Here is a 21,206-nt window from a genome sequence, read left to right as displayed (position 1 = left end):
AAAACGCCAAGAAGGGAAAAGTGATTCTTCCACAATGCTTTAGCGGCGTCTCTGTACATGAGAAAAAAGCCTATTGCGCCAAAAAGAGAATCGGCGCTTATATCTCAGTTGCGGAAAAAACCGCCTTTTTCGAAAAAAACCGCTACTGCAATTTCGAGCGAAAGAAGACCGATGACACAGAGTGCCGATTTAAGACGTGCCGCAGGAGCACCTGACCTGACGAGTCTTATACAACAGCATTCGGCTGCGTTGTCAGCCCAGTTGCAGGCGCATAACGCAAATACATTTTCCCCCCATACCGAAAAGAGCATGCGGCATTTCTCTCCGGCGGAGACCGCAAAGCTCATCGGCATTGGCGAAGCCTATCTGCGCCAGATCGCTTCCGAGTTGCCTGAGCTTGATGCCGCGCAGGTATCCGGGCGTCGCTCCTATTCCGTAGAAGACATGCGCGATATCAGGGGTTTTTTGGACCAGGGTGCGCGTGGCACACGCCGCTACCTGCCCCACCGCCGGGAGGGCGAAGAGTTACAGGTCATCGCCGTCATGAATTTCAAGGGCGGTTCGGGAAAGACAACCACCTCTGCCCATCTGGCGCAATATCTGGCACTACGTGGCTATCGGGTTCTTGCCATCGATCTCGACCCCCAGGCCAGCCTTTCCGCGCTTTTTGGTCACCAGCCCGAGATTGATGTCGGGCCGAACGAGACGCTTTATGGCGCGATCCGTTATGACGATGAACGCCGCCCCATCGCCGAGATTGTCCGTGGCACCTATATTCCCGATCTCCACATTGTTCCTGGCAATCTGGAACTTATGGAGTTCGAACACGATACTCCGCGTGCGCTGATGCGCCGTGCACCGGGTGACACGCTGTTCTTCGCCCGTATCGGCCAGGCGATCGCCCAAGCGCAAAATTTCTACGACGTTGTCGTCATCGATTGCCCACCGCAACTCGGTTATCTGACGCTTTCGGCTCTGACAGCGGCGACATCGGTGCTCGTCACCGTCCATCCGCAGATGCTTGACGTGATGTCGATGAACCAGTTCCTCGCCATGACCGGCGACCTTCTGGCGGAAATTGGCCGGGCCGGTGCTCGGTCGGATTATAACTGGATGCGTTACCTGATCACCCGTTTCGAACCGAGCGACGGGCCGCAGAACCAGATGGTCGCTTTCCTGCGATCGATTTTTGGTGAAAACGTCCTCAATCATCCGATGCTGAAAAGCACGGCGGTCTCGGACGCTGGATTGACCAACCAGACGCTTTTCGAAGTGGAGAGGACGCAATTCACCCGGTCGACCTATGATCGCGCGCTGGAAGCCATGAACAATGTGAACGCTGAAATCGAAGGACTGATTAAAAAAGCGTGGGGTAGGGCAGCATGAGCAGAAAACAAATCTTCGCAAATCTTGGCACACCGGGTACCGACAACAACGATACCACGCCGGAGCGTTCACGACCCCGTATCAGGCCTATCCTCGGCTCCCCCGAGCTGGTGACGGATGTTTTGAACTCCCCCGTTGGTATGATCGGTCAATCGCTGAATGAAGTCTCGGAGCGCGCCAAACGGGCTGAAGCCATTGAAAAGCAGCTCGCCGAAGGACTGACGATTGTCTCTCTCGACCCCGCGGATATCGATCCCTCCTTCATACCGGATCGTATGCCCGCTTCCGAAGAGGCCGATGCCGGTCTGGTGGAGGCAATTCGTGAGCAGGGGCAGCAGGTGCCGATTCTCGTGCGCCCGCATCCCGATTTCCCGGGCCGTTATCAGGTCGCCTTCGGTCATCGCCGCCTTCGCGCCGTTTCAAGTCTTGGCATTCCGGTCAAGGCCGTTGTGCGGGATCTCAGCGATGAACAGCTGGTGGTGGCCCAGGGCCAGGAAAATAACGAACGTCGCGACCTGACCTATATCGAGAAAGCACGGTTTGCGCAGAAACTGCAGATGCGGTTCCCTCGAGACACGATCATGGCGGCAATGTCGCTTCACAAGGGCGATCTGTCCAATATGCTTTCGGTCGTTGGACGCATTCCAGAGGATCTGGTCGATCTCATAGGCCCCGCACCCACTGTCGGCCGCCGCAACTGGATGGATCTAGCCGACCAGCTTTCCTCCTCACAGGTCAAGGAGGCGGCCCGCGCATATGTCAGCGAACCTGCGGTTGCCTCGCTTCCTTCCGAAGAACGCTTCAAGGCGCTTCTGGACTTTTTGAAGCCAAAGACACAGGTCAAGAAAACCGGCGTATGGTCTTCGGATACGGGCCGTCGCCTGGCGAAAGTGGTCGAGAGCGACCGGAAGCTGGATATATCGATCGACAAGAACGAAGCACCGGAATTTGCCGAATTCGTTCTGGAACATCTTCAGACGCTGTTTGCCGAGTACCGGTCCAAGCAGTGATTTCTAACCCGAACGACTAACAGGAGACGCATCACAAAAGAAAAAAGCCCCCGAACGTTGCCGCGCGGAAGCCTTTCTTTGATTTAAGCACCCGAAGAATCTCATTTCCGCGAATCATAGTCAAGAGTCTTGGCATCGAATTTTTCGGTGAGCGATTTTCTTTTGCCTTGTGAAAGGTGAAAGACATGAACAGCACATGTGTAACGACGCCCTTTGGGCGGCGAGCGATGTCGTTTGGCGTGCTCGCAACCCAGTTTGCCGCGCAGAAAACCAGAAAATGCGAAGCAGTCGACAAATGGAAACTCTATCGGTCCGTCTGTGAAGCAAGACCGCTGCTCGGCGTAACCGATCGCTCGCTTGCCGTTCTGAACGCGCTCCTGAGCTTTTATCCCAAAAATGAGCTTTCCAGCGAAGCCGGATTGGTGGTGTTTCCATCCAATACGCAGTTGTCGCTCAGGGCACATGGCATGGCGGAACAGACATTGCGCCGGCATCTTTCGGCTCTTGTCGAAGCCGGCCTCATCATCCGCAAGGACAGCCCGAATGGGAAACGTTACGCACGGAAGCACAGGGGTGGCGAGATCAGCGAAGCCTACGGGTTCTCACTCGCACCGCTTCTTGCCCGTAAAACGGAAATAGAGGAACTGGCCGAACGCATCATTCGCGAACGGCTCGATCTTCAACGACTTCGCGAGACGATCAGCCTCTGCCGGCGGGACATCCAGAAACTCTGCGAAATGATTGCTGCCAGCGGCAAGATCGAGATCTTTGACGGGTTTCAGGCCCGCTACAACGACATCGCGCGGACTCTAGGGCGCAATTCGAAGACAGCTGAACTCAAGGAAATCGCCGGTTTTCTGGCTTCACTCCGCGCAGAAGTGACCAACTATCTGGAAAATCTTGAAAAATCGGAAAATTTGAGCGGCAATGACTGCCAAAATGAGCGCCTCATAAAGAATTCAGAATCCGAATCCATATCTGAACCGCAGGAATTGGAGGATGCCGCGCCGGTTCGAACTGCTGCAACAATCGCGTCCACATCCGCAGATGCCGCGGTCGCTGGTGTCACTCCTCCAAAGCCGACACCCAGGAACGATCTTCATAAGCAATTTTTTGTTCCTGATATTGTTTTGGTTTTGAAAGCGTGCCCCGATATTTCCCTCTATGCACCTGGAGGTGCGGTGACTGGCTGGAGAGATATGGAGGTGGCAACTTCCGTCATCAGAACCATGTTCAGCATCAGCCAGTCGGCCTATCAGGATGCATTAGCCACCTTCGGGAGGCAGGGAACAGCGGCCATCCTCGCTTGCCTGTTGCAGAAGGCTGATCAAATCAGTTCGCTTGGCGGATATCTGCGCAATCTCACACGTAAGGCCCAGGAAGGCAGTTTCGATCTCAAGGCCATGCTCACGGCGCAACTGCGTGGCCGAACAGACAAGCAGGAAGCGGGAACGAGATCATGAGGGCGTGATGAGCGGAGCGGCGGCAGCTTGCGAAAAACCGGCTATGCGGTTAGATTCTTGCTGTTCACGCAAACACCAAAGGATTCGTTGGAACGAAGCTGCTAGAACACTTTGTGTCCGATCGGGGCTTCCCGTGGTGAATGCACAGTAACGCAAGTTAAGTCCAATTTAGGTTTCGTTTGCGCTTTTCCGTGATTGGTTTCAATTGCTTGAGTCTGGAGCATTTTGAATGCGGAGTAGCGGTCTGAACACATCAGATTGTGCAGTTCGGGCAGAAGTTCCTCCCTGCGGCCTCGAAAAAAGTTCCGCGATATGTCGCCAATCCGCGCTACCTTGGCGCCGACGAATTGAACTTTCGCTGGCACTGCGCGTTCCAGTCAATGGTTTAACGGAACGCCACGCTCATGACATTTCCGGATGATATAGAACTGGCCGTCGCCCTTTACATGGCGGATAAAGCTCTGCCCCGACATATTGCGATTGCAGAGCTCGTGAAATCAGTCCTCGAAGACACCGGCTATCTCCCAGGGGGCGAGGGGCGGCCGCCTGAAGTCGTCGATGGGCAATCGAGCGGTGATTACGTGCAATACCGCACTTACCTTGACGGCGATACCTGAAGCTGTGCGGAACAAATGCAGGGGATGGCTGTTATTGGCGCAGATAAAAGCGTCAGGGAATTTCGATGTTACCCAAGCCCCTCTTTCTCGCCGCCGGCCTCGTTTGCGTAATGGTCGTGCCGGTATTTTCCCAGTCCCTGGAAATCAGCCGGCTGGAAGATAAAAAAGCCGGTAACGCAGCGGTTTCATCGGCGCCTTCCGCCCAAAGTTACATTACTGATGTCTCCGGAAAAACGGTGCGGCTGGTGGGACCGCAGTTCCTTCCCGACAGCGCGCGTGGGCTGGAATTCCCCGGCCGCCGGTCAGATCATAACAATACCGGGGCTGAAACCCACGTCTTGCGACAGTGAGGGATTGCGATGATCTATGCTCCGCAAACGGAAGCAGAATGAGAACAGGAACCAAGATTTCCCGACGGGCGCCGAGTGCAGAAAGCTGGATCCGGCATGACGGTCAGGAGACGGGAAAGGCGACATTTCCTGAGCTGTTCTTTGATCTGGTTTTCGTTTTCGCTCTTATTCAGTTATCCCATTCTCTGGCGAAGGACTTTGGGCCAACGGCGGTGCTGGAAGCCGGCATCCTGATATTGTCCCTGTGGTGGCTGTGGATACACACCACCTGGATCACCAATCTGCTGAATACTGAGAAAGAACCGGTCAGGATTTTGCTCTTCGTGCTGATGTTTGGCGGTGTACTGCTGGCCATCGCCTTGCCGGAAGCCTTTGCCGAACAGGGCCTGGTCTTCGCGCTGATCTACAGCGTCATGCAGATCGGTCGAAGCCTGTTTGCTCTCTATGCCTTCAGGGATGAAGACCGGCAGTCGTTTCTGGTGTTCGTGAGGGTGACGATCTGGCTGGCCATCTCGAGCCTGTTCTGGCTGGCAGGCGGGTTTTGCGATCTGGGGGAACGCATTCTCCTGTGGGGCATGGCGCTCGCAATCGAGTATGCCGGTCCGGCCTGCCGCTATGTTGTCCCCGGCTTGCGTTCTCGCGATGACGACAGTCTGCATCTTTCCGGAGAGCATCTGGCGGAACGTTGCGCCCTGTTTGTCATCATCTGTCTGGGGGAAACAATTCTGACCACCGGCCGGACGGCAACCGAATATATGAACTCCGGGCTGACGTTTGTCGTTTTCTGCTCCGCCTTCATCAGCACCGTCGCGATGTGGTGGATCTATTTCCATCACGGACAGGCGGAAGCCTCCAGAAAAGCCGAGAACGCCGACGAGAAGGCGAAGATCGCCCATAATCTCTTCAATTACGGACATTTGCCAATCGTCGCCGGTATCATTCTGACGGCGGTGGGAGAGGATTTCAGCCTGTCCCATGCCCACGAGGCCGCAACGATAAGGGAGGCCATCGCAATCGTCGGTGGTCCCGTCCTCTTTCTGGCAGGCAATATCGGTGTCAAGATCGCCGCGACCTATCAGCGCCCCGTCTCGCATTTTGCGGGCGTGGCAGCGCTCTGCCTATTGTTGCCGGTGCCGGGCATTCCGCTATTCATCCTGCAGCTGGCCAGCACGGGTATTCTGCTGCTTGTTGCCCTGTGGGAATATCTGGCTTTGAAAAAGTCAGTCGCCACGGCGTGATCTCGAATGCTCAGACGCTGACCAGATTGCGCGTCCTCTCGTTCCAGAGCTTGAGGCTTTTCGCGTAAGCTTCGTCAAAGGAAAGCCCCATGTCATTGACGAGCATCAACGCGGCGGCGGCGGTGGATATGATGATGGTTTCCGCCCTTTCGTCTTTCGCGGCTCCCGTCCAGACTGCACGCCAATATTCGAAGGTGGTAAACATGGTTGGCATTTCGGCAGGCGGTGCTTCGCGGGCGGGGACCAGGACCTCCACGTCCCTTCCGCTTGAAAGACCGAAAATCCGTGTGCTGCGGAATGGCGTGAACTGTGCGAAATCCCGCGTGTTACCGAGTATGGCGAGATTCTCCACGGCGAGCAGGCGGGCGGTATCGCGATGCAGCTCCTGATAGGCCGGGCGGGCGAGCCCTATAATGGTGCTCCTTGCGCGCAGTGGATTGAGAAGGTGGACGACAGTATGCACCGGCAGGCGCATTTCCAGAATGCCATGGAGACTGAGCAGGCTCTGGAATTGCAGAGACAGGCCGCCCAGGGGGAGATAGGCGATCCCTTCGGATGACGTGGCCTCGGCCGCCTGCGAAAGCGAACGGCAAAGGGGAATACCGCAGGCTTGTGCGGCGCGTTCAAGCTTGCCGCCATTTTCGCCCTGACCAACATGGCCGTGCAACAGCACCCTGTATCCCGCCATGGAAACGAGGCGGGCAGAATGCACGAACCATGGCGCGTCGCGGTGTTTGGGGGATATATAAGCCGGCCAGTCGAGATCGACGGTGACAGGCCGGTAGCGGTCTCGCCCGACATGTCGCCACGTCGCCTGGATGAAGCCGGCCAGTTCGGCCGCCGTCACGCCGCGATAATGCATGGTGGCGAGCAGTGCCCCGATCTGTATCGGATCGGCATCCCCTTCCAGAATGATCGACAGTGCATCCGTCGCCTCCGATTGGCTGAGCGGACGGCTGTTGCCTATTCCCATCGCAGACGTTGCAATATACTTGGCGAGCCGTTCCTGTGGGGCGGAATTGTGGCCGATGCGGGCGAGACGCTCGGCAATGTTTTCCGGCGTCGGCTGACCTTCAAGAAGAATGCTGGGGCGAAGGGAAAGTGGCGGTGCTTTCATCAATGCCGGCTGCTCCCAGCCGCTCTTATTGATGGTGGCCGGCGCCTCGGGTTCTTCCTGCGAATAATCGATCAGATTTTCGGCCTCTGCCGCCAGGGAGCGGATGCGCAGGCGCATGGCTTCGGCAAAGGGAGTGGGGCGCAGGCCTTGGCCGGTGCGGAGAAAGAGCTGGTCCCCGTATTTTTCCCGTAGCTGCTGCAAGATCCGGCTCATCGATGATGTTGGAAGTCCCATGCCCGCCGCGGCGCGGCTGACACTACCTTCCCGCAACAAAGCATCAAAAGCGACAAGCAGTTTCAGCTGCCCAAGCCTGTCGGGTTTTGCCGTGGAAGCCGGTCCGTCTTTTCTCTTGCTGGTTGTCATCTGGCGAATTTTTACTCCACTCATCTTAAGAGGGAGCCCTTTTTGCAATTTCTAGAATTTAGAACCGTTCGAAAACAAATCTGTTGCGCCCGCACCCCCCTCGTAAATAAGTGGGGTGAAATTCTCAAGTTAAATGCGGGGGCATAACATGGAATTGAAGTACCGGGGCTGCAAAAAGGCTTCGATGACAATAAAGACTACTTTTTCGGCAGCAATGGCCGGAACCGCGCTAAATATTGCTCTGCCCGCTTTTGCGCAGCAGGTATCTGAAAATACCACTGTTCTTGAGCAGATCGTCGTCACCGCGTCCGGTTTCGAGCAGAATGTAAAAGACGCTCCGGCCAGCATCACCGTCGTCACACGGGAGGATCTGGAAAAGGGGGCGTATCGCGACCTGACTGACGCCCTGCGCGAAGTGCAGGGCGTGTCTGTCACCGGGATCGCCAACGAAAAGGATGTTTTCATCCGCGGCTTGCCGGGCGCCTATACGTTGATCCTCGTTGACGGCAAGCGGCAGAGCACGCGCGATGCCCGCACGAATGGCAACTCCGGCTTCGAACAGAGCTTCGTGCCGCCGGTTTCGGCGATCGAACGTATCGAAGTGGTGCGCGGTCCCATGTCCTCGCTTTATGGCTCGGATGCCATGGGCGGCGTGATCAACATCATCACCCGCAAGGTCGGCGACGTCTGGTCGGGCTCCGTCACCACCGAGGGCACGGTTCAACAACATTCGAAATTCGGCAACAGCGGCCAGGTCTCCTGGTATGCGAACGGTCCGATCCTCAAGGATCAGCTTGGTCTGCAGCTCTGGGGCAGGGGCTTCACGCGCGGCGAAGACCGCATTTTGAGCGGGACCACCGGCGCCAAGGAATATGATTTCAACGGCCGCCTGACGTTTACGCCGAACGAAGATCACGACATCTATCTCGAAGGTGGCAAGACAAGGCTGCGCCGTAGCGCCGAGCCTGGCGAATCGCTCGCGGCCAATAGCGACGGCACCTACAACATCAACACGCGTGACCACTGGTCACTCTCGCACACCGGCCGCTGGGGACCGACCACATCCGAATTCTCGTTGCAGCAGGAATGGGCGGAACGCACCAATTTCACCAGAAACATCCGAACCGGCCGCGTGACTGAAAATGCACGCTCGCCGGAGGTGCGCAATACCGTGCTCGATGGCAAGTTCACCACGCCTTTCGAGCTTTTCGGCAACCACACACTGGTCACGGGCGGCCAATATTTTGAGGCACGGCTGACGGACCAGAACCCGGGCCGCCGTACCGGCCGGGACGAGACGTTTTCGGCCACGCAATGGGCTCTATTCCTTGAGGATGAGTGGCGCATCGTCGACAATTTCGCGCTGACGGGCGGGCTTCGCCTCGATAACCATGAAGAATACGGCAATCATTTCAGCCCGCGTCTTTATGGCGTCTGGAGCGCCACTGAAGAGCTGACCATCAAGGGCGGCGTTTCCACCGGTTTCCGCGCACCGGAAATCCGTCAGATCGCGCCGGGTTATGCCTATACGACAGGTGGGGGCGGTTGCACCTATGGTCCGAGCGGCACCTGCGGTGTGATCATCGGCGATCCCAACCTCGAAGCGGAAAAAAGCACGAGTTACGAAGTGGCGGCACTTTGGGAGAATGGTGACGTCGCTCTGGGGGCCACCTATTTCTACACCGATTTCAAGGACAAGATTTCCAACGCGCTGGTGCTCAATCCCGATGGAACGCCTGTCCGCTGGAGCGAAGACCGCAACTACCGCCTCTGGTATAATTACAATATCGACGATGCGGTCATTCAGGGTGTGGAATTGACGGCGACCTGGTACGCGACGCCGGAACTGACGCTGCGCGGCAACTATACCTATACGCATTCCGAACAGAAGACCGGTGATTACCAAGGTTTTCCATTGGCGCGGACACCGGAGCATATGGCCAATCTGCGCGGCGACTGGGTGACACCGATCGATGGTCTTGAAGCCTGGGCCTCGCTGAATTACCACGGATCGGAAATCAATGCCGGCCCGCGCATCGGCACGAACGGCACGCCGGTGACGATCAACGGCAAGGCCGGTCGAAAATATGACGCCTACACCACGCTTGATATCGGCGCGAAATATGCGGTCGCCGAAAATGTCGATCTCAATGCCGCCGTCTACAACGTCTTCGACAAGAATGTCAGCACCGACGATTTCAACACCGTCATGGAAGGCCGTCGTTTCTGGATCAGCATGACAGCGAAGTTCTGATCCAGTCATAGCCGCGAAATTCGGAGGCGCCATCGGGCGCCTCTTTTTTTGACCGTTGGTCTATTGACCTCAACTATGGTTGAGGAATTATACCGGCTGCTCTTCGTTGTGTTTCCGCGTTTCCGAGCGGAAATCGGTCCGGAAGCAGGAGCCAGAATGGAAAATACCATACTCAAACACAGCCTGACGGTGGGAGAGGTTGCCCGCCGCAGCGGCATCGCCGTCTCCACCATCCATTTTTACGAGGCGAAGGGATTGATCGAGGGCTGGCGCACCGCCGGCAATCAACGCCGTTATCATCGCGCGGTTCTGAGGCGCATCGCCATCATCCGCATTGCGCAGCGGGCGGGTATACAGCTGAGCATCATCAGGGACGCGATGGCCGACCTGCCGCAGGATCGGGTGGCGACAACAGCCGACTGGCGCAGGTTCTCCCAATCCTGGCGGGAAATGCTCCAGCTTCGCATCAACAACCTGATCATGCTGCGCGACCAGCTTACCGGCTGTATCGGTTGCGGGTGCCTTTCGCTGGATGATTGTCCGTTGCGCAATCCGAACGATGTTCTCGCCGATAACGGCGCAGGTCCGCGCCGCCTCGTTTCGGCAGAGTGAGCAAAATTTTCGGACCGTTAGCCTTGTTGCTCACCCGGATTCGGCTGGCACCCAAACACTGACACTGCCGCCATTGGTGGGGAAGACGCCCTTGCCGCTCTCATCGAGGGTGATCTCCTCTTGACGGTGCCCGAGGAAGTCGCGCCAGACCGCCCCTGCATGATCCGGACCGAGATCGACTTGCTTTTCCGCCGGTTCGCCATTCGACATCACCACGACACAGCCCGGCGCATCGGCGGTGCCATGGCGAATGAAGGCGATGCAGTTCGGGTCATCGAAAATGTCCGTCTGTACGCCGTTGGCGAAACGGCTGCGCGCCTCTATGAGCTTCGGCAGGCATTCGATGGCCGGCATATCGATTTTGTACTCATTGCCGTCATTACCCGTGTCGGTATAGCTCGTGCCGAACAGATCGGGATAAAAAACGCAAGGCACGCCGTTTTCACGCAGCAATATGATCGCATAGGCGAGGGGCTTGAACCAGGGCTCCACCGGAGCCTCCAGCGATTGCAATGGCTGGGTGTCGTGGTTATCGACAAGCGTGACGGCGTGATCGGGAACGGCGGAAACAAGCGCACCATCGAAAATGCTGCGCATGTCAAAATCAACGCCCTGTTTCGACGCGTCGTGGAAGCTGTGATGAAGGGCGACATCGAAAAGCATCAGCTGCTTGTCGACGAGTTCGAGATAGCTCTTCAAGGCCTCAAGATCGGGGTGCCAATATTCCGCTACGACGAAAAGATCGGGATCAATAGTCTCGCGCATATGGCCGACCCAGTCGCGGAAGAACCATGCCGGAATATGTTTCGCGGCATCCAGACGGAAGCCGTCCACCTGGACCTGCTGGGAAAGCCAGCGGCCCCAATATTTGAGCTCTTCATAGACGGCCCGATTGCGAAACTCGACGTCCGCGCCCATCAGATAGTCGAAATTGCCGTTTTCCTGGTCGACTTCCTCGTTCCACTCACCGTCGCCATATTCGTTGACGAGCCGGAAAATGCCGTCTTCGGTCGGCTCTTCGATGTGATCGACGCCGCTGAAACATTTCTGGTCCCAGATGAATTTGGAATGCGCGCCGCCTCGGCCGGGAAAGGTGAAACGTGTATAAGCGAGTGCGGAAAAATCCTCGTCGTCGATATCCGTGCGATCGTCGGGATTGACGCGGCGAACCCGTACCTTTTCCTTCTCGTCGGCACCCATCTTGTGATTGAGGACGACATCGTGAATGACACGGATGCCATTCTCTTTCAGCGTCTTGCCCGCATGCTCGAGGGCGCCACGATCACCGTATTTGGTGGCGACGGTGCCCTTCTGGTCAAATTCGCCGAGGTCGAAGAGATCGTAGGTGTCATATCCAACCGAATAACCGCCTGCGGCGCCCTTGTAGGCGGGCGGCAGCCAGACGTCGGTAATGCCCATTTTGGCAAGGCTTTCGGCCTTCTCGGCCACCTCGCTCCATAATTTCCCTCCGTCCGGATAATACCAATGGAAGAATTGAAGCAAGGTGCGTCCGGCCATATGTCCCTCACGATGGTTAGCAGGTCGCGCCATAAACGGCCCGGTGACGAAAGGGTTCCGCCACCGGGGATGCGCGATCTGCGATTATGAGGTCGTTGCGGCGCTTCAATATTAGCCGGCTATTTCGAGCACCCTATCGCCGGCCTGAAGATAGTCGCCTTCCTTGCCGATCAGGCGGACCCTGCCGGCCCTGGTGGCGACAATCTGCGTCTCCATCTTCATTGCTTCCATGATTGCCAGGAGATCACCTTCCGAGACCGTGTCGCCATCTTTTACCTTGAAGGACTGCAAGGTGCCGGAAACGGGAGCAGTGATTTCACCCTCGTTCTTGTCGACCGCAGTGCCGGAAACGGACGCCTGGCCGCCGTTGACGCTGCCGAGGCTGGAAAGGAGAATGCTGGGCAGGCCGACCGAAACACGCTTTCCGTCAATCTCGAGATAGGTTCGTGTCATGGAAGGATCGTCGGCCGGTGCCGGGCGCTCCATGGCGTCGGGCATGGCGGCAAAATCGGTTTCGATCCAGCGGGTGTGAACCTTGAACCCATCCGTGCCGATGAAGTCGTCCGTCTCGATCGCGGCGCGATGGAACGGAAGAACGGTCGCGATACCCTCGATGCGGAATTCCTTCAGCGCGCGGCGGGCACGGCGCAGGACCTGATCTCGGTCGACACCTGTCACGATGAGCTTCGCCATCAGCGAGTCGAAGACACCAGGCACGACGGAGCCGCTGACGACACCGCTATCCATGCGAATGCCGGGACCGGACGGCGCGTCGAAAACCGAGATCGAGCCGGGCGTCGGCAGGAAGCCGCGGCCAGGGTCTTCGGCATTGATGCGGAACTCCATGGAGTGCCCGCACGGTTCGGGCGTTTCGAGGACACGCAGCTTCTGGCCTTCGGCAATACGGAACTGTTCGATGACGAGATCGATGCCGGTGGTTTCCTCGGTGACAGGATGTTCCACCTGCAGGCGCGTATTGACCTCAAGGAAAGAAATGGTGCCGTCAACGCCGAGCAGGAATTCGACGGTGCCGGCGCCGGAATAACCGGCTGCGGCGCAGATCGCCTTGGCGGCGTCATGGATTTTTTGGCGCTGCTCATCGGACAGGAAGGGGGCTGGAGCCTCTTCGATCAGTTTCTGGTTCCGGCGTTGCAGCGAGCAGTCGCGGGTGCCGAGAACAAGCACATTGCCGTGTTTATCGGCCAGAACCTGCGCTTCTATATGGCGCGGCCGGTCAAGGAAGCGCTCCAGAAAGCATTCGCCACGACCGAAGGCGGCGGTTGCTTCGCGCACGGCGGATTCGTAGAGGTCGGCGATCTCCTCCATTTTCCAGGCAACCTTCAGGCCGCGCCCGCCACCGCCATGGGCAGCCTTGATGGCGACCGGCAGGCCGTGCTGTTCGGCGAAGGCGGTGACTTCCGCGGCGGAAGAGACGGGGCCATCACTGCCGGCAACCAGTGGTGCGCCAACGCCGGTGGCGATGCGCCGTGCCTCGACCTTATCGCCCAGCGCCTCGATGACATGAGGGTCGGGACCGATCCAGATCAGGCCGGCATCGATGACGGCTTGGGCAAACTCCGCGCGTTCGGACAGAAAGCCGTAACCGGGATGCACGGCGTCCGCGCCAGCGCGTTTTGCAACCGCGATCAGCTTGGTAATGTCGAGATAGGTCTCGGCGGGGCGCACGCCCTCCAGCGCATAGGCCTCATCCGCCAGCCGGACGAAAAGCGCGTCCTGATCGGGATCGGCATAAACGGCGACCGATTTCAGGCCGTAATCGCGACAGGCGCGGATGATGCGCACCGCGATCTCGCCGCGATTGGCAATCAGCACTTTTTTCATCGCTTTTCTCCTCGGGATTCTATGTTCCTGGCCACGATTTCGGCAAAGGGGCCGATCGGGCGAAATTTGATTTTGGCGTTGACGGGGATCTGCCCGGCAAGATCGAGATGATATTCCGCTACCGCGCCGATGACAGGATAACCTCCGGTCAGCGGGTGATCGGCAAGGAAAAGAACCGGCTGGCCGCTATGGGGAATCTGGATCGCGCCCGTTGCCGTGCCTTCGCTCGGAAGCTCCGCACTGTCCTTGCGTTCCACCGGCACGTCGCCTGAGAGGCGAATGCCGACCCGGTTCGATTGTGGGGTGACCTGCCAGAGCTGGCCAGTCAGCGTCTCGATACCCCTCTGCGTGAACCAGTCCGTTCGGGGCCCGAGAACGACATCCAGTGTCACGACCTCACCCGTTGCCGGCGGCTCGAAAGCCGGAACCTCGTCGATCGATACGCTGGAAAGGCCGGACGTCTCACCCTTGAGCGGCAGGATGGCGCCTGCACCGACCGGCTCCGGGCCGACAACGGCAAGTGTATCCGTCGCGAAACTGCCGAGCACCGGCTCGACATCGAAGCCACCGCGCACCGCGAGATAACAACGCATACCTTTCGATGGTTGGCCGAAAGTGACAACATCACCGGCCTCAAGGGAAACCGGTGCATGCGCCTTTGCCACGAAACTGCGATCTGCCGCCGTTATGGTGATGGGGCAGGGGGCGCCGGCTGTGCCAATGACTGCTCGGCTCGTGCTCCTGAAAGAAAAACCGCCGAGCGTCAGTTCGAGGCACGGCGTATTGACCGGATTGCCGACGATACGGTTTGCGGCGTTGAACGCGCCGCGATCCAGCGCGCCGGAGGCCGATACGCCCTGTCCGGTCTGGCCAAAGCGGCCAAGATCCTGGAAGATTGCCGGCATCGGAGCGGCGAGCACCTCGAAATGCGGGCCGTCCTTTGTTTGCCCTTTTTCGCGCTGTGTCGGGGCTGGAATGTCGACCGATCTGCCGGCCTTGTCCATGTCGAAGAAACGGACCCGGTAACCCGGCTGGAAAAGCGCGCCGGGCTCACGGTCGATGTCCCACATCTTCACCGGTGTGGTGCCGATGATCTGCCAGCCGCCGGGGCTGTTTTGCGGGTAGACGCCGCTGAAAGCACCGGCCAATGCTACGGAGCCGGCCGGAATACGGGTGCGCGGGCTTTGCCGGCGCGGGACATGCAGCGCGGGATCGCCTCCGACCAGATAACCAAAACCGGGAGCGAAGCCGCAGAAGGCAACGGTGAATTCGCTTTCGGTGTGCCGGCGGATAACCTCCTCGATGCTCAGGCCGGTTAGTTCGGCAACATCTGCAAGGTCTTCGCCATTATAACGGACGGGGATTTCGACAAGATTGTCCGACGGCGCGATCTTTGCCGAGAGATCGCGGCTCGCAAGCCGCGCAGCCAGCGCTTCGGAGCCGATCTTCTCGGGCCGGAACCGGATCATCAGCGTGCGGGCAGCCGGCACCGTCTCTTCTATACCTTCGATGGGATCGTTCTGCAGCGAGGCGAAAAGCGCCAGCGTTTCATCGAGATCGGCGAGTTCGACAAGAATGGTGGCGAGGCTGACGGGAAGAAAACGCATCATATCCTCACGCGTGATAGGCGGAATCGGGAATATCGGTAATGAACATGTGTCCCGGCGCATGGGTAATGGCAAAGGGAACACCGGATGCCATCACGGCGGCCTGTGGGGTGACGCCGCAGGCCCAGAAGACCGGAACCTCGCCGGGTTCGATCCGCACCGCGTCGCCGAAATCGGGCTTTGCGAGATCGGTAATGCCGATCTCCTCGGGCGCACCCACATGCACGGGCGAACCATGCACCGCTGGAAAACGTCCCGAAATGGTCGCCGCATCAGCGATGCGCGACGCCGGGATCGGCCGCATGGAAACGACCATATTGCCCTTCAGCCGACCGGCCGGACGGCAGGGGCGGTTGGTGAGATACATGGGCACATTGCTCTTGTCCGTCATATGGCGGATTTCGATACCCGCCTCCACCATCGGTGTTTCGAAGGTGAAGCTGCAGCCAATGAGGAAGGCGACGAGATCGTCGCGCTCAGCCCATGCGGCGGTGGCGTCAGCGGTTTCCTCAACAAGCTTGCCGTCACGCCAGATGCGATAAAGCGGCAGATCAGTCCTGAGATCCGCGCCAGGCGCCAGAAGAGTGGTCGGCGATCCGGGATCGGACACGTCGAGTACCGGGCAGGGCTTGGGATTGCGTTGCGCATAAAGCAGGAAATCGAAAGCCCAGTCGCGCGGCAGCACGATCATGTTCGCCTGCGTGAAGCCGGGCGCGATACCGGAGGTAGGGGCGACAAGACCGCCGCGATAGGTGGAGCGGGCCTTGCGGGCGGCGTCCGCGTCCGTGTGATTGAGATAGGATGTGGGTATCGTCATCGGCTATCCTTTCAGCGATTGGATGCAAAAGAGCGGATGTCGATGCCATCAGCCTCGAAGCGTTGGCGGATTTCCTGGGCGATGGCGACCGCACCGGGGCTGTCGCCATGTACACAGATGGATTGCGCCTCGATTTTTATAATACTGCCATCGATCGCCTCCAGCGTGCCTTTGCGGGCAAGCTGCACCATACGGTCGGCAATTTTTGCCGCGTCATGCAGTACGGCACCGGCTTCCCGGCGGGAAACGAGCTGGCCCTGAGGCGTATAGGCGCGGTCGGCAAAAGCTTCGGCAACGACGGCAAGACCGGACTTGCGGGCGAGATCGAGGATGGGCGCGTTCGCAAGACCCATCAACACCAGTGAAGAATCTATGGCCTTGATGCCGTCGATCACGGCCTGCCCCTGTTTCGCATCATTGGCGATGCGGTTGTAAAGTGCGCCATGCGGCTTCACGTAACGCACCGTAGTGCCCGCAGCGGCGGCAACACCCTTCAGCGCGCCTATCTGGTAGATGACATCGGCAATCAGTTCTTCCGAGGTGGCGTCCAGATCGCGGCGGCCGAAGCCGACGCGGTCAGGATAGGAGACATGGGCGCCAACGACCACGCCCTTTTCGGCAGCGGCCTTGACGGTGCGGTAGATGCCGGCCGGGTCGCCTGCGTGAAATCCGCAGGCGATGTTGGCGCTGGAAACGATGGCGAGCATCGCCTCGTCATCACCCATACGCCATGCGCCGTAACTTTCGCCAAGATCGCTGTTGAGATCGATAGCGGCCATGTTTGCCTCCCTTATTCCATCAGTAGCCGAGCAGGGCAAAGATCGCGCCCGCCGATTTATAGGCCATATACCAGGTGAGCGCGCAGGTCAGCACGCCAAGCACCAGCAGCCAGCGCGGGTAGTGGTACCCGTGCATCAGATCCGCGCGCTTCCAGGCGGCATACATGAAGATCGAAAGACCGATCGGCAGGACGAGACCGTTGAGACCGCCGACGAAGACGAGCATGGCTGCAGGCGGGGTGGTGATGATGACATAGGCAATCAGCGAAATGGCGATGAAGCCGACCGTTGCCAGATTACGCTGACGCTCCGTTATGTCAGGCTTGAAAGCTGTCAGGAATGACACGGAGGTATAGGCCGCGCCGATGATGCTGGTCATGGCCGAGGCGAGGAAGACGGCGCCGAACAGGCGGTAGCCGATATTGCCGGCGGCGGCATGGAAAGCCTGGCCGGCCGGATTCGCCGCCTTGCCGGAGAGATCGATGACCACGCCACTTGCGACAACGCCGAGGATGGCAAGGAACAGGACGTAGCGCAGGACGCCGGTGATGGCGATGCCGCTGAGCGCCGCGCGATTGACCGCGTTGATATTTTCAATGCCCACCATGCCCTTGTCCAGCAGGCGATGCGCACCGGCATAGGTGATGTAGCCGCCAACCGTGCCGCCGACGATGGTGGTGATGGTGACGAAATCGATGGTGTCTGGCAGGAAAGTCTGGCGGAAGGCTTCCGCGACCGGCGGGCCGGAAACATATGCCGCATAAACGATCAACGCCAGCTTGACAAAGGCCGCGACGAAAACCACGCGGTCCATGGCAATGCCGGCGCGGCGGGACAGGAAGATTCCGATGGCCGCCAGTGCACCGATTGCACCGCCGATCTTCGGATCGAGATCGATCATGGCGTTGAAGCCGAGGCCCGCGCCGCCAATATTGCCGATGTTGAAGAACAGGCCGCCGATAATGACGAGAATCGCAAGCAGATAACCCGAACCCGGAATAGCGGCATTGGCAATGGCCGGTGCCCGCATGCGGGTAATGGTGACGATGCGCCAGATATTGGCCTGCACGACAAAGTCGATGAGGACGGAAATGACGATGGCGAATGCGAATGCGGCGCCTAGTTTAACCGTGAAATTTGCGGTCTGTGTGATGAAGCCCGGCCCGACGGCCGACATCGACATCAAGAACATTGCCGAAAGCAAGGCATACCGTTGATTCTTCGCCTTGCGCGCAACCTCGTTAGGGTCGGCGGGCGAGAGCTTATTCTGCTCCATGGATTTTCTCCGCTCCATTTGCAATCCGCCCCTCGCGGATGCTTTATGAGACCGAGTTTGGCCTGTTCCGCGAAATTGTCAACATTGTTCAACAATAAATAATAATCGTTCTCTTATTTTGTCTATTTGTTGGACGTTATGCGCATGAATTCAGCATGTTTTTTTCGTGCTTTGCTAATGCTTTGTGCTATGGGCAGAACATGCCGTGTCCGAACATGCCTGTCACGGAATTCCCGATGCTGCATTGCTCTTAGGAAAGGAGCGCCATGACGGAAACGATAGAGGGTCTGCCGCTTGCGGATCGATTGGCCAAGGGTATTCGTACCCTGCTGATATCAGGTGAGCTGGCGCCGGGGCAGCGCCTGTCAGAGGCAGCCTTCAGTGAACGTTTCGATGTCTCCCGCAATTCGCTGCGCGAGGCATTCCGGCTTTTGACCAAGGATGGGCTTCTGCGTCATGAGGCCAATCGCGGTGTGTTCGTCGCAGTTCCCACCATGTCCTCGGTCATCGATATCTACCGGGTGCGGCGCATGGTGGAATGCGGCGCGCTGCGGCAGGCCTGGCACAAGCACCCCGCGATCAAAACGATGCGGGCGGCGGTTGAGGATGCGAAGGTGAAGCGTGAGGCTGCTGATTGGCTGGGCGTGGGCAGCGCCAACATGAAATTTCATGCCGCTGTCGTTGATCTCCTCGACAGTGCCCGGATCAGCGATTTTTACGAGCGTATTGCCGCTGAACTCCGGCTGTGTTTCGGTCTCTTAAAAGATCCCGAACAGCTTCATTCTCCATTTGTCGACATGAACAGCAAGATTCTGTCACTGATGGAGGAAGGCAAGGCGCAGGAAGCGGGTGACGAGATGGACACCTATCTCAATCTTTCAGAGCGTACGGTCCTGAAAGCGCTCGAACGTGCCGTGGAACACGCCTCCTGACATAGCGGGAGGCGGCGGCGAAACGTCTCGTGCCGTACTGTTTCACTTTTGCCGATCAGGGCGGTTGCCAAGTTTGCTGCGCTGCGTCATCAATGCTGGCATGACGCTTCGCGACCTGACAATTCTCGTTATCGACGAAAACGCGATCCGCGCTTCCATCATAGAGGAGGGCCTGCGCGAGGCGGGCTATCAGCGCGTTACCGTCATCCACGAGGTGAACGGGGTGGCGCGCACCATCGAGACGCTGCAGCCTGATGTCATTTTCATCGATCTTGAAAATCCCAATCGTGACATGATGGAGCATCTGTTTCAGCTCACCCGCACGGTTGGCCGGCCTATCGCCATGTTTGTCGATCGTTCCGACACCGCCTCCATCGAGGCAGCCGTCGAGGCCGGTGTCTCCGCCTATGTGGTGGACGGGTTGAAGAAAGAGCGTGTGAAACCGATTCTCGATATGGCGGTCAGCCGCTTCAATGCTTTCAGCCGCCTGCAGCGGGAGCTGGCCGATGCGAAATCGGCGCTTGAGGAGCGCAAGGTCATCGAACGCGCCAAAGGCATATTGATGAAGATGCGCGGCCTTTCTGAAGAAGAGGCCTTTGCACTTCTGCGGCAAACGGCAATGAACGAGAAAAAGAAGATATCCGAGATCGCGCAAAGCGTGGTCACCGCGGCCGGTCTGTTGATGTGACGAAGACCAGCCGGACAGCGTGGAGTGAATAACATGGCGGCACCGGAACAAACGGCAGGACCAGACAGCGGAGCGACGAAAGCCCCGGGCGCACCGGCACGGGTCGGCAGTGACCGGCAGAAAATCCTGCGTGCTGGCTTTATACCCCTTGTTGACGCATCGGTTCTTATCGCAGCGGCCGAATTCGGCTTTGCAGAACGCGAGGGCATTACGCTCGATCTCGTGAAAGACGTTTCCTGGGCAAATGTGCGTGACCGGCTGGCGTTCCGGCAATTCGACATTGCCCATATGCTATCTCCAATGCCCGTCGCCTCCATGCTCGGGCTCGGTTCCAACCCGTCGCCGACGATTACGCCTTTTTCACTCGGACGCGGCGGCAATGCGATCACGCTTTCGACCCGCCTGTTTGACCGCATGAAGGCCTTGACCGGACTTTCCGAAACGGCGGGAGCGCTCGAAAATGCTGAGGCGCTGAAGCGTGTGCTCGATGATATGCGTGCCCGCGGCGAGCCGCCACCGACGCTTGGCATGACCTACCCGTTTTCCTCGCATAATTACGAATTTCGCTACTGGCTTGCCGCTGGTGGCATTCACCCCGATAACGATGTCAAGCTTGTGGTCGTGCCGCCGCCGTTGACATCGGATGCGCTCGCTGCGGGAGCGATTGACGGTTTCTGCGTTGGAGCGCCGTGGAATATCGTCGCCGCCGAACGCGGTGTCGGTCGGATCGTTGCCGCCAAGCAGGATTTGTGGCCTTCCGCACCCGAAAAGGTCATCGGCATGCGGCCCGAATGGGCGGCAAACCAACAAGAAGCGGTCGGACGGCTGCTGACGGTGCTTGATGGGGCCGCGCGCTGGTGCGACCTTGCAGAAAATCACGATGAACTAAGCCGGGCCCTTGCCGATCCGCGTTACATCGGAGCGCCTGAGGCGATTATCCGTCGTGTGCTTGCCGGTGAATTCAGCATTGATAGCATGGGGAATAGGCGCGTGATCGACAAATATTTCACTTTTCATGGCGGCCATGCGAATTATCCCCGGCAAAGTCAGGCTTTGTGGATTTACAGCCAGATGATCCGCTGGGGGCAGGCGGAATTTTCTCGCAAAGGCGTGGCGGCCGCCTTGTCTTCCTACCGGCCGGATATTTACCGGGCGGTGCTGGGCGACGCCAATGCACCTGATGATGCCGATATCCGTGTCGAAGGGCAGGAAGAAGGTGATCGTTTCGTAGATGGCCTCATATTCGATCCCGCCGACATAGAAGGCTATGTGAAGAAATTTTCAGTACGTACATCTACGGCTGTTTCTCACGCTTCCGGTGAGGCATAAACGGTCCC

At 58.4% G+C, this 21,206-nt stretch carries 18 protein-coding genes; 11 read left to right on the top strand and 7 right to left on the bottom strand.

The genetic code is table 11. From position 1 onward, the window contains the following. Window positions 1–171: 171 nt before the first annotated feature. The 6 genes from repA to DOU54_RS04285 all read left to right on the top strand — a co-directional run bounded on the left by repA (window position 172) and on the right by DOU54_RS04285 (window position 6,064). Entirely contained in the window at window positions 172–1,386 is a 1,215-nt protein-coding gene (gene repA, locus DOU54_RS04310; RefSeq protein ID WP_022563274.1) for a plasmid partitioning protein RepA, read from the top strand. Beyond that, a complete protein-coding gene (repB, locus tag DOU54_RS04305) occupies window positions 1,383–2,396 on the top strand; it encodes a plasmid partitioning protein RepB (protein WP_113730841.1) in 1,014 nt (337 codons plus the stop codon). The genes repA and repB overlap by 4 nt, the downstream gene beginning before the upstream one ends. A gap of 185 nt (window positions 2,397–2,581) precedes the next feature. Continuing rightward, window positions 2,582–3,859 carry a plasmid replication protein RepC gene (gene repC, locus DOU54_RS04300; RefSeq protein WP_113730839.1) on the top strand — a complete coding sequence of 426 codons (1,278 nt, stop codon included), beginning with the start codon at window positions 2,582–2,584 and terminating at the stop codon, window positions 3,857–3,859. Window positions 3,860–4,263: 404 nt separating this feature from the next. Further along, the gene (locus DOU54_RS04295; RefSeq protein ID WP_035207316.1) at window positions 4,264–4,476 is read left to right on the top strand and encodes a hypothetical protein; all 213 of its coding nucleotides are present in this window, start codon (window positions 4,264–4,266) and stop codon (window positions 4,474–4,476) included. Between the two features lie 65 nt (window positions 4,477–4,541). Then, complete coding sequence (locus DOU54_RS04290; RefSeq protein ID WP_003584902.1) at window positions 4,542–4,826, top strand: hypothetical protein; 285 nt, start codon at window positions 4,542–4,544, stop codon at window positions 4,824–4,826. 38 nt (window positions 4,827–4,864) lie between these two features. Further along, window positions 4,865–6,064, top strand: coding sequence for a low temperature requirement protein A (locus DOU54_RS04285; RefSeq protein WP_111813650.1), 1,200 nt, complete (start codon window positions 4,865–4,867; stop codon window positions 6,062–6,064). Between the two features lie 10 nt (window positions 6,065–6,074). On the opposite strand, the gene DOU54_RS04280 is transcribed toward DOU54_RS04285, so the two are convergent. Then, window positions 6,075–7,544, bottom strand: a complete 1,470-nt coding sequence (locus tag DOU54_RS04280; RefSeq protein WP_113730837.1) for a glycosyl transferase family protein — start codon at window positions 7,542–7,544, stop codon at window positions 6,075–6,077. Between the two features lie 148 nt (window positions 7,545–7,692). On the opposite strand from DOU54_RS04280, the gene DOU54_RS04275 reads away from it, so the two are divergent. Next, the gene (locus DOU54_RS04275) at window positions 7,693–9,798 is read left to right on the top strand and encodes a TonB-dependent receptor plug domain-containing protein (protein ID WP_113730835.1); all 2,106 of its coding nucleotides are present in this window, start codon (window positions 7,693–7,695) and stop codon (window positions 9,796–9,798) included. A 156-nt stretch (window positions 9,799–9,954) separates the two neighbouring features. Next, window positions 9,955–10,410 carry a redox-sensitive transcriptional activator SoxR gene (gene soxR / locus DOU54_RS04270; protein WP_003584914.1) on the top strand — a complete coding sequence of 152 codons (456 nt, stop codon included), beginning with the start codon at window positions 9,955–9,957 and terminating at the stop codon, window positions 10,408–10,410. 30 nt (window positions 10,411–10,440) lie between these two features. Here the strand turns inward: soxR and amyA are convergent, their stop codons facing one another. From amyA to DOU54_RS04240, 6 genes are all read right to left on the bottom strand, one after another. Then, window positions 10,441–11,928, bottom strand: a complete 1,488-nt coding sequence (gene amyA, locus DOU54_RS04265; RefSeq protein ID WP_113730833.1) for an alpha-amylase — start codon at window positions 11,926–11,928, stop codon at window positions 10,441–10,443. 111 nt (window positions 11,929–12,039) lie between these two features. Then, window positions 12,040–13,770: an acetyl/propionyl/methylcrotonyl-CoA carboxylase subunit alpha gene (locus DOU54_RS04260; protein WP_113730831.1), complete on the bottom strand. Its 1,731-nt coding sequence runs from the start codon at window positions 13,768–13,770 to the stop codon at window positions 12,040–12,042. Continuing rightward, window positions 13,767–15,377 carry a 5-oxoprolinase subunit B/C family protein gene (locus DOU54_RS04255; protein ID WP_113730829.1) on the bottom strand — a complete coding sequence of 537 codons (1,611 nt, stop codon included), beginning with the start codon at window positions 15,375–15,377 and terminating at the stop codon, window positions 13,767–13,769. Before DOU54_RS04255 ends, DOU54_RS04260 begins: the two co-directional genes overlap by 4 nt. A 7-nt stretch (window positions 15,378–15,384) precedes the next feature. Further along, on the bottom strand, window positions 15,385–16,194 hold the full coding sequence (locus DOU54_RS04250; protein ID WP_113730827.1) for a putative hydro-lyase: 810 nt from the start codon (window positions 16,192–16,194) through the stop codon (window positions 15,385–15,387). Window positions 16,195–16,205: 11 nt separating this feature from the next. Continuing rightward, window positions 16,206–16,973 (bottom strand): LamB/YcsF family protein, encoded by a 768-nt coding sequence (locus DOU54_RS04245; protein ID WP_113730825.1) that lies wholly within the window; start codon window positions 16,971–16,973, stop codon window positions 16,206–16,208. Between the two features lie 19 nt (window positions 16,974–16,992). Then, window positions 16,993–18,249: an NRAMP family divalent metal transporter gene (locus tag DOU54_RS04240; protein ID WP_004437230.1), complete on the bottom strand. Its 1,257-nt coding sequence runs from the start codon at window positions 18,247–18,249 to the stop codon at window positions 16,993–16,995. A 266-nt stretch (window positions 18,250–18,515) separates the two neighbouring features. Between DOU54_RS04240 and DOU54_RS04235 the strand changes: the two genes are divergently transcribed. The 3 genes from DOU54_RS04235 (at window position 18,516) to DOU54_RS04225 (ending at window position 21,198) form a co-directional block, all read left to right on the top strand. Next, window positions 18,516–19,181 carry a GntR family transcriptional regulator gene (locus DOU54_RS04235; RefSeq protein ID WP_004437233.1) on the top strand — a complete coding sequence of 222 codons (666 nt, stop codon included), beginning with the start codon at window positions 18,516–18,518 and terminating at the stop codon, window positions 19,179–19,181. Window positions 19,182–19,281: 100 nt separating this feature from the next. Continuing rightward, window positions 19,282–19,869, top strand: coding sequence for an ANTAR domain-containing response regulator (locus DOU54_RS04230; protein ID WP_006699921.1), 588 nt, complete (start codon window positions 19,282–19,284; stop codon window positions 19,867–19,869). Between the two features lie 33 nt (window positions 19,870–19,902). After that, a complete protein-coding gene (locus DOU54_RS04225; RefSeq protein ID WP_113730823.1) occupies window positions 19,903–21,198 on the top strand; it encodes a CmpA/NrtA family ABC transporter substrate-binding protein in 1,296 nt (431 codons plus the stop codon). Window positions 21,199–21,206: the final 8 nt, after the last annotated feature.

Source organism: Agrobacterium sp. MS2, assembly GCF_003261015.1.
In the GTDB taxonomy this organism is placed as follows: domain Bacteria; phylum Pseudomonadota; class Alphaproteobacteria; order Rhizobiales; family Rhizobiaceae; genus Agrobacterium; species Agrobacterium pusense.
This window is presented reverse-complemented; position numbering and strand designations above follow the sequence as displayed.